The sequence below is a fragment of the Streptomyces atriruber genome (assembly GCF_001418325.1).
GTDB lineage: Bacteria > Actinomycetota > Actinomycetes > Streptomycetales > Streptomycetaceae > Streptomyces > Streptomyces atriruber.
Genome location: NZ_LIPN01000206.1, coordinates 1 through 12,217, shown reverse-complemented (window position 1 = coordinate 12,217; position 12,217 = coordinate 1). Strand labels below are relative to the sequence as shown.

Genomic DNA, 12,217 nt, shown 5'->3' with positions numbered 1-12,217 from the left:
CCTCCCGCCCGACTGCCCCTGTGCGCGGCCGCCTTCGAACGTACGCAAGAGACCGGATCCGAGCGAGGAGAGGCAGGACAATCATGGCAGGGACAGCGGTGGACACCGACGTCATCGTGGTCGGCGCCGGGCCGGCCGGGCTGATGCTCGCGGGCGAACTGCGCCTGGGCGGGGCCCGTGTCATCCTCCTGGAGCGCCTTTCCGCGCCGACCGGGCAGTCGCGGGGGCTCGGCTTCACCGCCCGGGCCATGGAGGTGTTCGACCAGCGCGGGCTGCTGCCGCGGTTCGGGCAGGGCGAGACGCTCGCGGTCAGCCCCATGGGGCACTTCGGCGGGGTGCAGTTCGACTACACGGCGCTGGAGGACGGGCACTTCGGGGCCCGCGGGATCCCGCAGAACGAGACCGAGGCGGTCCTGGAGGAGTGGGCGCTGGAGCTCGGTGCGGACCTGCGCCGGGGCTGGGAGGTGGTGGGCCTGGCCGAGGGCTTCCTGGACGGCGACCACGTCGAGGTCACCGTCGCGGGCCCGGAGGGGACCGGGCGGCTGCGCGCCGCCTATCTGGTGGGCTGCGACGGCGGGCAGAGCAGCATCCGCAGGGCGGCCGGCTTCGACTTCCCCGGACTGCCCGCCAGCCGTGCGATGTTCCTGGCCGACGTGGTGGGCTGCGGTCTCAAGCCCCGCTTCCTGGGGGAGCGGCTGCCGGGCGGAATGGTGATGGCGGCACCGCTGAAGGAGGGCGTGGACCGCATCATCGTCTGCCCGCACGGCACCCCGGCCCGCGACCGGGACGACGACGTCACCTTCGCCGAGGTCGCCGCGGCCTGGCAGCACATCACCGGGGAGGACATCAGCGGCGGCAGCGCCCAGTGGGTGAGCTCCTTCAGCGACGCCACCCGCCAGGTCGGCACCTACCGGCGCGGCCGGGTGCTGCTGGCGGGCGACGCGGCGCACATCCATCTCCCGGCCGGCGGGCAGGGGTTGAGCACCGGGGTGCAGGACGCGGCCAACCTGGGCTGGAAGCTGGCCGCCACGGTGCGCGGCACCGCCCCGGCCGGCCTGCTCGACACCTACCACGGGGAGCGGCACCCGGTGGGGCAGCGGCTGATGATGAACACCCGCGCGCAGGGCACGGTGTTCCTCGGCGGCGAGCAGTCCGACCCGCTGCGCGCCCTGTTCGCCGAGCTCATCGAGCACGACGCGGTCAAACGGCACCTGGCGGGGATCGTCAGCCACCTCGACATCCGCTACGACGTGCACGCCCCCGACGCCCCCGACACGGACCGGGCCGCCGCCCACCCGCTGCTCGGCCGCCGCCTCGCCAAGCGCCCGCTGACCGGCGCCGACGGCGAGAGCGACACCCTGCGCCTGCTGCACCCGGCGCGCGGCGTCCTGCTCGACCTGGCCGACGACGCCCGGGTGCGCGCCGTCGCCGTCCGCTGGGCCGGCCGCGTCGACGTGGTGACGGCGGCCGCCAAGCCGGCCGAGGGCGCCACCGACGTGCTGGCGGGCCTGGACGCGGTCCTGGTGCGGCCCGACGGGCACGTGGTGTGGACGGGCGAGGGCTCTGCGCACGGGCTCGAGGGCGCGCTGGGCCGGTGGTTCGGCGAGGGGCGAGCCGCGTAGTGGCGCCGATCCCCGGGGCGCCCGTGGCCGGACCGCGGCGCGAGGAGCCCGCGGGCGCGGTCCGCGAGATCGTCCTGGACGCGGCCGGGCTGGCTCTGTCCGCGCTGCTGAGCGAACCCGCCGGCGTGCCGCGCGCGCTGGTCGTGGCGGTGCACGGCGGCGGCATGAGCGCCGGGTACTTCGACGGGCAGGCCCGCCCGGAGCTGTCCCTGCTGCGGCTCGGGGCCCGGCTGGGCTACACGGTGCTGGCGGTGGACCGGCCCGGTTACGGCCGGTCCGCCGCCGTGCTGCCGGAGGGCCTGCGCGTCGCGGAGCAGACGGTGGCGCTGCGCGCCGCCCTCGCCGATTTCGCCCGCCGTCACCCCGTCGGCCGGGGCGTCTTCCTGCTGGCGCACTCCTTCGGCGGCAAGCTGGCCCTGTCGGCCGCCGCGCAGGCAACGGACGGGGACGGGCTGCTGGGTGTGGACATCTCGGGCTGCGGGCGGCGGTATGCGCCGGGCGCCGAGGAGGATGTGCGGCGCGGCCGGGCGGGCGACCGGCGCCGGCACTGGGGGCCGTTGCGGCTGTATCCGCCGGGCACCTTCCGAGCCAGTGCGGGCACGGTCGCGCCGATGCCCGCGCGGGAGGCGGCCGACCTCGTGTCCTGGCCGGGGACGTTCGACCGGCTCGCCGCCCGGGTGCGGGTCCCGGTGCGGGTCACCTTCGCCGAGCACGAGCTGTGGTGGCGCCAGGAGGATGCCGAACTGGCGGCCCTGGCGGCCGCGTTCACCGCCTGCCCCCGCGTCCTGCTGGAGCGGCAGCCGGACGCGGGGCACAACATCAGCCTGGGCTGGGCGGCCCGCGCCTACCATCTGCGGGCCCTGGCGTTCCTGGAGGAGTGCCTGCGCCCGGCCGCCGCCGGACCGGGCGGCGCCGGGCACTGACCCGGCCCGGCGGCGCTCAGCCGTCCAGGACCACGATGTCCAGCTCCCGCAGCCGCTCGGGCCCGGCCACCAGGTCGATCGCGGCGATCTTCCCGTCCTCGATGGTGAAGTTGAAGACCACGATGGGGCGCACCTTGGACTGCCACACGGCGCCCACCGACCCGTCGATGAGGGCGATGCGGGCCGCCTCGGCGCCGCCGGAGAAGATGCTCGCCACGCCCTTGGCGCCCTCGGTGAGGGGAGCGGCGCCGATGCGGACCGCCGTGTCGTCGGCGTTCATGGTGGCGTCGGGGGCCAGCAGGGTCAGCAGGCGCTCGAACTCGCCGTTGCGGGCGGCGGTGAGGAAGGCGTCCACGACCTTGTGCTGGCGCTGCAGGTCGGGCAGGGGAGAGGCGCCGTGCACGCGGCGGCGGGCACGGCTGGCCAGCTGGCGGGTGGCCGCCGGGCTGCGCCCGATGATCGCGGCGATGTCGGCGAACGGCACGGCGAACGTGTCGTGCAGGACGAAGGCGAGCCGCTCGTCGGGGTCGAGGGTGTCCAGGACCACCAGCATCGCCAGGCCCACGGAGTCGGCCAGGACGGCCGCCTGCTCCGGGTCGGAGGTGTCCTCGGTGCGGGGCTCGCCCGAGGGTTCGGCGTGCTCCGCGAGGAACTCCTCGCGGCGGTTGCGGGCGCGGAGCATGTCCAGGCAGACCCGGCCCACGACGGTGGTGAGCCAGCCGTCGAGGTTCTCCACGCTGTCGGTCTCGCTGCGGTGCAGCCTGATCCAGGCCTCCTGCACGGCGTCCTCGGCCTCGTCGGTCGAGCCGAGCATGCGGTGGGCCACGGCCTGCAGCCGCGGACGCTTCTCCTCGAATGCGCGTGCCAGCCGTTCGTTTTCCTGCATGACCACCGTCGTCCCCTTCGATCCCGGTCGGTGTGTGACAAACGCCTGTCACATCTTCGCGCTGCCGGGCGTCATAGCAGTGACGAACGGGACCACCCGCGTGTGACGGGATGCGGCAGCCGCAGGCTACGCAGGGCGCCGCGCCCCTGGTCGCGCTCTCTCCCGGATTCGGACCGGAGCTGTCGAGAACAGGCTCCCTGACCCCTTGCGAGCATCCATGACAACACTACGTCGCCGACCAGACACCCGCAGTGACGGTCCGGGTGCCGCAGCCGGTTTCTTGACCCGATATGCCCGAATCGTCAGCGGTCGTCGCTCCAAGTGGGCCGTACTCGTGATCTGGCTGGTGCTGATCTCGGCGGGCGGATCCCTGGCGGCCAAGCTGGGAGACGTACAGGACAACGACCCCGAGACGTGGCTGCCCTCCAGCGCCCAGTCGACCCAGGCGGTCAAGCTGGCCGAGGAGCACTTCGCCGACAAGGACAGCAGCACCGCCATCATCATCTACGCCCGCGGCGGCGGACTCACCGACGCCGACCGGGCCAAGGTCGACGCGGACCGCGCCACCCTCCAGGACGACGTCGCCGTCGGCGACGTCGCCAAGGCCCAGGTCTCCGAGGACGGCAAGGCCGCCTTCCTCAGCTACCCGCTGCGCACCAGCCCCAGCGACAACGGCGTGCTCACCGACGCCGTCAGCGACTCCGAGGACATCGTCAAGAAGGGCGCACCCGACGGCCTCGACATCCGCATCGCCGGCGAGGCGGGCAGCGTCCGCGACTTCGCCGACGTCTACAGCGGCATGGACGGCGCACTGCTGGGCGCCGCCCTCGGCGTCGTCGCCCTGCTGCTCCTGCTCACCTACCGCAGCCCCGTGCTGTGGCTGGTCCCGCTGCTCACCGTCTTCCTGGCCAGCCAGGTCGCCAGCGGCGTCGTCTACCTGCTGGCCAAACACGCCGGCCTGCTCGTCAACGGCCTCAGCGCGTACATCCTGATGATCCTGTGCGTGGGCGTCGGCACCGACTACGCCCTGCTGCTCATCGCCCGCTACCGCGAGGAACTGCACCGCCACGAGGACCGGCACGAGGCGATGCAGATCGCCGTCGGCCGCTCCCTGCCGGCGCTGGCCGCCTCCGCGGCCACCGTGGGCGTGGCCACGCTCTGCCTGGTCTTCGGCAGCATGAACTCCACCCAGGGCCTGGGCCCGGTCGTGGCCATCGGCATCGCGGTGGTCTTCCTGGCGATGACCTCGCTGCTGCCCGCCCTGCTCGTCATCCTGGGCCGCTGGACGTTCTGGCCCTTCGTGCCGCGCCACACCCCCGGCTACGACGCGAGCGCCGAGAAGGAGCACGGCGCCTGGGCCCGCGTGGCGCAGGCCGTGGGCCGCAGGCCCCGCGTCATCTGGGCCGCCTCCCTGGGCGTCCTGGCCCTGCTGGCGCTCGGCACCACCACGGTGGAGACCGGCCAGACCCAGGCCGAGCAGTTCACCAAGTCCGTCGACTCCGTCGAGGGCCAGCGGCTGCTGGCCGACCACTTCCCCGCGGGCTCCTCCGCGCCCGCCGACATCTACGTGCCCGCCGGCGGCGCCGGCACCGCGCTGCGCACCGTCCAGGACGTGCCCGGCGTGCAGTCCGCCGCCACCGGACGCACCGCGGACGGCTGGACCCACCTGACCGCGGTGTTCGAGGACGCCCCGGACACGGCGGCCGCCAAGGACACCGTCGACCGGATGCGCACCGCACTGGACAAGAGCGAGGGCGAGAGCGCCGAGGCCGTCGTGGGCGGCCAGACCGCGATCGTGCTGGACACCTCCGACGCCCAGAAGGACGAGGAGATGCTGCTGATCCCGCTGATCCTCGCGGTCGTCTTCCTCATGCTGGTCCTGGTGCTGCGCGCGGTGGTCGCCCCGCTGGTCCTGCTGGCCTCGGTGGTGATCTCCTTCGCCTCCGCGGTCGGCGCCGCCTCCCTGCTCTTCCACGCCATCGACTACCCGCGCATCGACCGCGGACTGCTGCTGATCGGCTTCCTGTTCCTGGTCGCCCTCGGCGTGGACTACACCATCTTCCTGATGGCCCGGGTCCGCGAGGAGGTCAAGACGCGCGGCCACCGCGAGGGCACCCTGACCGGCCTCACCGTCACCGGCGGGGTCATCACCTCCGCGGGCGTCGTCCTGGCGGCCACCTTCTGTGTCCTGGCCGCGATCCCGACCGTGTCCTCGCTGCAGCAGGGCCTGCTCATCGCGATCGGCATCCTCCTGGACACCTTCCTGGTGCGCAGCCTGCTGATCCCCGCACTCTCCCTGTCCATCGGCCCGCGCATCTGGCGCCCGGGCCACCCCGAGGACGAGGCGCCGCTGCCCGGCGAGCGCCCGTCGCAGACCGCCCGCGTCGACGTCGGCACCTGACCGGCGCGCCGGACGGACGGGGCGCCGCGTCGAATCCCCCGAGGCGTGGCGCCCCCCACACCCCCCCGGCCAGGTCCCCGCAGACCCGGTGACCTGCCGCTGTCACACTCGTCCGCCCCCATTCGTCATAGCAGTGACGCCGCCTGACAGCGGCGTCGGATGTTGGTCCAAGAGAGGAATAACCATGGAAGCGCGCCTGCAGAACCCGGCGATGATCCTTGACGCCACGCAGCCCGTCCAGGACATGTACAAGGCGATCTACTCCGGCGGGGTCCCGAAGACGACCCTGGACCTGGTCCACCTGCGCGCGAGCCAGATCAACGGCTGCAGCCCCTGTGTGGACTCCGGGGCCCGCGGCGCCCGCAAGGCCGGCGAGACCGAGGAGCGCCTGTTCGCCGTCGCCGCCTGGCGGGAGACGTCCTACTTCACCGACGCCGAGCGCGCCGCGCTGGAGCTGGCCGAGGCCGCCACCCGGCTGTCCGACCGCTCCGACCCGGTGCCGGACGACGTGTGGGAGCGGGCCACCGCCCACTACGACGAGAAGGGCCTGGCGGCACTGGTCCTGATGGTCGCCCTGACCAACTTCTTCAACCGCCTGAACGTGACCACCAAGGCGATCGCCGGCGCCTGGGGCTGACCGGCACGGCAACACGGCTGAGGCCGGCCACCTCACGGGGTGGACCGGCCTCAGCCGCGTTCGGGGCCGCTCACCGCCCGCGGGCTCCCCGGGACGGCACGAGATTGATGCGCCACGACACCCCGAACCGGTCGGTCAGCCACGCGAACCGGGCACTGAATTCATACCCGCCCGCCGGCATGATGACCTCACCCTTCTCGGAAAGGGCCGTGTAGAAACGATCGAATTCACTTTCCGATTCGCACTGCACGTATATCGCGGTCGAGGGAGAGAACTCATACGAATCCCACGGGGCGAGATCGTATCCAACGGCCCCGGGCGGCGGCATGTTCGTGCACATGAACATCTGCCCGTCGAGTGTAAAGAGAGCGTGCTGCAGCGTCCCTTCCTCCCACCCCGGCTCCCCGGCACGTGCCCGGATCATCCGGTGCACCTCGGAGTTGTCGAAGAGCGAGACGTAGAACTGCAGCGCTTCCTCGGCCTCCCTCCTGAAGGTCAGGAACGTCATCAGTTTCGGCGCCGGTGTCGCAGGCATCGTGGCTGCTCCTGTTCGTGGCGGTCGGTTGCCCGGGCTGTTTCCCGGCATGACGGTATCCGCCGGTCACCACTGTTCAACCGAGCAATTCACCGGTTGAACAAAGCAGTCGAGTACGCCACCACCGAAGCTCATGGAGTGGTCGAGACACCGTCGTAACGATGTGGGCGTCTCGAACCGACCCGAAGGGTGAGTGTTCCGTGAGCGAGAACGCATTGCCGGCGGCGAAATCCGCCCGTTCCGAGCGGATCGCCGCGCGAACTCGCGGCGAGAACTGGAAGAAACCACCGCGCCGCATAGAGACCTCGGAGTGCATCACCTGCGACAGCTGTCTGCGCAGCTGTCCCGAGGAGTTCGGCGCCATATTCGACCGCGGCCTGGACGTCATCATCATTCCCGAGCTGTGCTCGGGCTGCCCCGCCTGCGTCCTCGAGTGCCCCGTCGACTGCATCTACGTCGACGAGGACTGGGACCCGACCGACGCCGGCCTGTGGAGCCACATCGACCTGTCCGCGGGCACCTCATGAGCGGGCCCTCCGAGCGCGAGAGCCGCCGCGCCGCCAACGCCAGGAAGCGCATCAGCCGCCGCCCCAGCCGGCTGGGCACCCCCGCGGGCACCGCGGCGGGACCGGACCGCCCCCGCGAGCCCGGCGCCGGCTTCCCCGCCCTCCTGGCCCGGGTCTGGGAGCGGGCCCGGGCCGCCGAGGACCTGCGCTCCTGCGTGGACATCCTGCTCAGCCTCGACGGACACGTGCCCCCCGAGGTGCAGCTGCGGGCCCTGAGCACCCCGGAGGAAGCCGCCTTCCAGGCCCTGTGGGGCCTCACCTGGCGCCGGGACGACACCGCCCCGGCAGGCCCCGGCACCCAGACGGCCCGCCCCGGCACCGAGACGGCCGCGGTGGACCTCATCGAAGCCGCCGCCGAGGAACCCGTCTTCGTCGGCGAGCTGGCCCTGGCCACCACCGGCCGGATCGTCCTGCGCGGCCCCGCCCAGGGCCCCCTGGACCGCCGCCAGCTGGTCGGCGGCGTACGGCGCGTGCCCTGGTCGCTGCAGGCCGCCCGCGCCTACCACGCCGAGCTGGGCCGCGCCGCCGCCCGCACCGCCGACACGGTCGCCGACTGCCGCGCCTGGCTGGACCGGCAGGGCGAGAAGGGCCGCGACGAACTCCTGGAGCAGGCCAAGGAAGCCGCCCTGCGCACCGCCCCCTTCGTGCTCTACCAGGAGCACCGCCAGTACACCAACTTCCGCGAGCAGAACAGCCTCACCGGCAAGACCCTGTGGCCCGGGCACCCCGACTGCGTCCTGAGCAGCCTGCAGCAACTGCCCCTGGAACTGTGGTCGGACCACGACGTGCAGCTGCTGGTCGGCCTGACCCTGCTCATCCGCTCGGCCGGCGCCGGCCGGGTCGAGGAGGCCAACGGCACCCAGCTGCGCATCGACCACGTCGCGGCCATGCTCGAACGCATCCGCCACTCCTACAACAGCGTCCCCGGCGAGCCGGTCGCCCCCGCCGCCTCCCACGGCGCGGAGGACCTGAAGACCCTCGCCGAGGCGCTGGGCGCGCGCCGCCGGCAGGTGATCCGGCAGGTGCCGCTCTACCGCGAGATCCACGGCACGCTGATGCACAAGGTGGAACGCATCGCCACCGACACCGAAGAGGTCCGCCGGCGCGACGAGGAGCTCAGCCTGCGGCTGGCCCGGAGCCTTCCGCTGACCGGCACCACCCTGGACGAACTGGGCCGCAGTGCCGCCGCCGACCCGCGGTGGCTGGCCCGGCCGCACGGCACCTACGGCACCGGCCTGGAGGCGCTCGTCCACGAGAGCGTGGCGGCCGTCGCCGAGGTCTTCGACGCCGACTTCGCCATGAGCCGCGGCATGCGCTCGCTGCCCGCCCTGATCGGCGCTCTGCGCGCGGAGAGCTGGGCGGAGATCTGCGGCTGGGACATCACCCACTACTTCTGCTGCGTGGTGCCCCGGCCCCGGGCCCGCGCCCACTTCGGCGGCTCGCAGGGGGCGACGGCGGACGCGGCGTGGGCGATGTCGTCGCGCATGCAGTACAACTCCTGGCACTTCGTCCCGGGCAACCTGCCCCGCCATCCCGCGGTGGTGGCCCGCGACCACTTCGTGCCGCCGACCATTCCCGACATCGCGTTCTTCTCCGACCAGCACCACCACGGGCACGTCACCAACAACGTGCGGTTCTCCATCCGTTCGCCGCAGCCCGTCGAGGTGGCCGGGCGCACCTTCAACGGCTTCGTCGACCTGCGCCTGCTGCGCTGTGCGGGCCGCCCCTTCGAGCAGGCGGACCTGCTGGCCGCGCACCGGGTCTCCCGCTTCGTGGCCCGCGCCACCACGCTGGCCGCCGAACTGGCCGCCGCCGGGGCGCCGGTGGAGGTCACCGCGTTCGACGCCGCATGGCACTGGCGCACGATCACCGGCACCGCATCCGACACCGGCACCGGCCTCGTCCCCGACACCGGCGCCACCACCACCGCATCCGGCACCGCCCGCCCCGGCCCCCTGGGCACCCCACGATGACCGCCCCGGGAATCGGCGACCTCACCCAGTCCCTGCGCCGCGGGGACACCACCGTCCTCGAACACGTCCAGCGCGTGCTGAGCGCCGTCCGCGACCAGGACACCCTCGGCGCGTTCGTCACCGCCGCCGGCGACGAGGCCCTCCAGGCCGCCGAACAGGCCGACCGCCGCATCCGCGAACGCGGACAGGACGCCTGGCACGGCGCCCCGCTGCTGGGCGTCACGGTCTCGGTCAAGGACCTGCTGCAGACCCGCGACCTGCCCACCACCCGCGGCTCCCTGCTGGAAAACCGGCGCGCCCGCCAAGACGCCCCGGCCGTCGCCCGGCTGCGCGCGGCCGGCGCCGTCATCATCGGCAAGACCACGACCTCCGAATACGGCTGGAGCGCCGCCACCCTGGGCCGCCTCGCCCCGCCCACCGCCAACCCCTACGCGCCCGGCCTCACCGCGGGCGGCTCCAGCGGCGGAGCCGCCGCCGCCGTGGCCACCGGCCTGGGCGAGGGCGCACTGGCCACCGACGGCGCCGGCTCCATCCGCATCCCCGCCGCATTCTGCGGAGTAGCGGGCTACAAACCCTCCTACGGACGCGTCCCCTACGTCCCCAACGGCGTCGACCGCCTCGCCCACCAGGGGACCCTGGCCCGCACCGTCACCGACGCCGCCGCCCTGGCCGCCGTCATCGCAGGCCCCCACCCCGCCGACCCCGACTCCGGACTCGGCTCGATCGACCGGCCCCCGGGCAGCCGCTCCCAGCACATCGGATGGATCGAGTACGAGGGCACCACCGACGAGATCCGCACGGTGACCGAACAGGCGATGGCCGCCCTGACCGCCCAGGGACACCGGGTCGAACGCATCGAGGTGCGCTGCGACGACCTCTACCCGGCCCTCGTCGACATCCTGGCCGCCGCCGAAGCGGCCGGCACACCGCGCGAGGACGAAGAGCACTGCGACCCCGGCCGCCTCGAAATCGTCCGCCACGGACGCTCCCTGAGCGGCACCGCCCTGATCCGCGCCGAAGAGGTCCGCCAGCAACTGCGCACCCGGCTGCGCTCGGTGATGCGCCGCCACGGCCTGCTGGCCATGGCCACCGTCCCCATCGAGCCGTTCGACCTCAAGGCCATCGCCCCGCCCTGGGCGGCCGACCCCCGCGACCTGCTCTGGCTGGCATGGTCGCCCGCCTCCTACCCCTTCAACATGACCGGCCAGCCCGCAGTGACCCTCCCGGCCGGCCTGACCGGCTCCGGACTGCCCGCCGGCATCCAACTCGTGGGCCCCGTCGGCGCCGACGACCTGGTCCTCACCGTGGCCCACCGGCTCGAAACGGAGCTGGGACCGCTGCCCCCGCCCCGCGCGCAGCACGCACTCGTCCCCGCCACCGAAAGGACCCCCTGAACCATGTACACCCGGTCATGGCGCTCCGTGTCCGCCCAGGACGCCGTCGGCACCCCCTCCTTCGTCGCGGACCACGCACTGTGGAGCCAGGAACAGTCCGCCGCCGCCGAGCAGATCGAGGCCGACCTCGCACAGATCGACTTCGTACGCCTGGTCTTCCCCGACCCGCACGGCCTGGCCCGCTCCAAGACACTGACCGCCGACACCTTCCGCTCGGTCCTGCGCAACGGCATGAACTTCAGCCCCGGCCCCTTCCTCTTCGACACCGGACACGCCATCGCCGTCGACTTCCTGGGCGAGCCCGGCCTCGGCATCGAAGAACTCTCCGGCGCCGGCAACTTCATCCTGGTCCCCGACCCGCTGACCTTCCAGCTCCTGCCCGGCACCGAACCCCGCACCGCCTGGGTCATCGGCGACGAATACCTGCGCGACGGCACCGCACACCCGCTCTCCGCACGCGCCGTGCTGCGCCGCCTGGACGCCGCCTACACCGCCCACGGCTACACCCCGGTGGTGGGCCTCGAAGTCGAGTGGTACCTCACCCGCCTCATCGAGGGCGCACCGGGCAACACGGGCAACGGCTTCGGCCTGCAGGGCAGCGCCCCCCAAGTGGCGGCCCTCAACGCCGGCTACCAGTTCAACCTGGACGCCCGCTACGACTCCGTCGCCCCCATCACCGACCCCCTGGCAGCCCACCTGAGCGCACTGGGCCTGCCCCTGCGCTCGATGGAACACGAGTCGGGCCCCGGCCAGGTCGAGTCCACCTTCAGCCCGATGTCCGCCCTGGACACCGCCGACGCGATGCTGCTGTTCCGCACCACCACCAAACGCTGGTGCGCCCAGCGCGGCCACCACGCCTCGTTCATGTCCCAGCCGCGCCTGGACGCCTTCGACCCCAGCGGCTGGCACCTGCACCAGTCCGTCCTCGACACCGCCAGCGGCCGCAACCTCTTCGCCGCCGAAGGCCCCTCGGACGGCCCCTCCCCGCAGGCCAAGGCCTACGCGGACGGACTGCTGGCCTGGAGCAGGGAGCTGTTCCTGCTGTCGGTGCCCACCGTCAACGGCTACCGGCGGCTCAACTCCCGCCACGCACTGGCCCCCACCCGCATCGACTGGAGCGTGGAGGACCGCACCGTCATGCTCCGCATGGTCGGCGGCGGGCGCGGCGCCCACATCGAAAACCGCAGCGCGGAACCGTGCGCCAACCCCTACCTCGCCATCGCCGCCCAGCTGTTCGCCGGCCTCGAAGGCCTCACCGGCACCCCGGCCCCCGAAACCCG

At 73.2% G+C, this 12,217-nt stretch carries 10 protein-coding genes; 8 read left to right on the top strand and 2 right to left on the bottom strand.

Annotated elements, in window-relative coordinates:
* Positions 1 to 83 precede the first annotated feature (83 nt).
* Both AOK03_RS22105 and AOK03_RS22100 read left to right on the top strand, forming a co-directional pair.
* On the top strand, positions 84 to 1,622 hold the full coding sequence (locus AOK03_RS22105) for an FAD-dependent monooxygenase (RefSeq protein WP_055567055.1): 1,539 nt from the start codon (positions 84 to 86) through the stop codon (positions 1,620 to 1,622).
* A complete protein-coding gene (locus AOK03_RS22100) occupies positions 1,622 to 2,545 on the top strand; it encodes an alpha/beta hydrolase (protein WP_425264399.1) in 924 nt (307 codons plus the stop codon). Before AOK03_RS22105 ends, AOK03_RS22100 begins: the two co-directional genes overlap by 1 nt.
* A 16-nt stretch (positions 2,546 to 2,561) precedes the next feature.
* Here the strand turns inward: AOK03_RS22100 and AOK03_RS22095 are convergent, their stop codons facing one another.
* On the bottom strand, positions 2,562 to 3,431 hold the full coding sequence (locus AOK03_RS22095) for a sigma-70 family RNA polymerase sigma factor (protein ID WP_055567057.1): 870 nt from the start codon (positions 3,429 to 3,431) through the stop codon (positions 2,562 to 2,564).
* A 334-nt stretch (positions 3,432 to 3,765) separates the two neighbouring features.
* On the opposite strand from AOK03_RS22095, the gene AOK03_RS22090 reads away from it, so the two are divergent.
* Both AOK03_RS22090 and AOK03_RS22085 read left to right on the top strand, forming a co-directional pair.
* Positions 3,766 to 5,832, top strand: coding sequence for an MMPL family transporter (locus tag AOK03_RS22090; protein WP_055567054.1), 2,067 nt, complete (start codon positions 3,766 to 3,768; stop codon positions 5,830 to 5,832).
* Positions 5,833 to 6,016: 184 nt separating this feature from the next.
* Positions 6,017 to 6,469, top strand: coding sequence for a carboxymuconolactone decarboxylase family protein (locus AOK03_RS22085; RefSeq protein ID WP_055567053.1), 453 nt, complete (start codon positions 6,017 to 6,019; stop codon positions 6,467 to 6,469).
* Between the two features lie 70 nt (positions 6,470 to 6,539).
* Here the strand turns inward: AOK03_RS22085 and AOK03_RS22080 are convergent, their stop codons facing one another.
* Positions 6,540 to 7,004 carry a VOC family protein gene (locus AOK03_RS22080; RefSeq protein ID WP_055567052.1) on the bottom strand — a complete coding sequence of 155 codons (465 nt, stop codon included), beginning with the start codon at positions 7,002 to 7,004 and terminating at the stop codon, positions 6,540 to 6,542.
* A 200-nt stretch (positions 7,005 to 7,204) separates the two neighbouring features.
* Here AOK03_RS22080 and AOK03_RS22075 point away from each other — a divergent pair, with 200 nt between their 5' ends.
* The 4 genes from AOK03_RS22075 to AOK03_RS22060 all read left to right on the top strand — a co-directional run.
* Complete coding sequence (locus AOK03_RS22075) at positions 7,205 to 7,531, top strand: 4Fe-4S dicluster-binding protein (protein ID WP_055567051.1); 327 nt, start codon at positions 7,205 to 7,207, stop codon at positions 7,529 to 7,531.
* A complete protein-coding gene (locus tag AOK03_RS44900; protein ID WP_063792544.1) occupies positions 7,528 to 9,543 on the top strand; it encodes a hypothetical protein in 2,016 nt (671 codons plus the stop codon). Before AOK03_RS22075 ends, AOK03_RS44900 begins: the two co-directional genes overlap by 4 nt.
* On the top strand, positions 9,540 to 10,937 hold the full coding sequence (locus AOK03_RS22065; protein WP_063792543.1) for an amidase: 1,398 nt from the start codon (positions 9,540 to 9,542) through the stop codon (positions 10,935 to 10,937). The genes AOK03_RS44900 and AOK03_RS22065 overlap by 4 nt, the downstream gene beginning before the upstream one ends.
* Before the next feature lie 3 nt (positions 10,938 to 10,940).
* A partial coding sequence (locus AOK03_RS22060) for a type I glutamate--ammonia ligase (RefSeq protein ID WP_055567050.1) occupies positions 10,941 to 12,217 on the top strand: 1,277 nt, incomplete at its 3' end.

Coding starts and splice junctions, on each gene's coding strand:
- AOK03_RS22105 (WP_055567055.1), top strand. CDS start 84: ATGGCAGGGACAGCGGTGGACACCGACGTCATCGTGGTCGGCGCCGGG.
- AOK03_RS22095 (WP_055567057.1), bottom strand. CDS start 3,431: ATGCAGGAAAACGAACGGCTGGCACGCGCATTCGAGGAGAAGCGTCCG.
- AOK03_RS22085 (WP_055567053.1), top strand. CDS start 6,017: ATGGAAGCGCGCCTGCAGAACCCGGCGATGATCCTTGACGCCACGCAG.
- AOK03_RS22080 (WP_055567052.1), bottom strand. CDS start 7,004: ATGCCTGCGACACCGGCGCCGAAACTGATGACGTTCCTGACCTTCAGG.
- AOK03_RS44900 (WP_063792544.1), top strand. CDS start 7,528: ATGAGCGGGCCCTCCGAGCGCGAGAGCCGCCGCGCCGCCAACGCCAGG.
- AOK03_RS22065 (WP_063792543.1), top strand. CDS start 9,540: ATGACCGCCCCGGGAATCGGCGACCTCACCCAGTCCCTGCGCCGCGGG.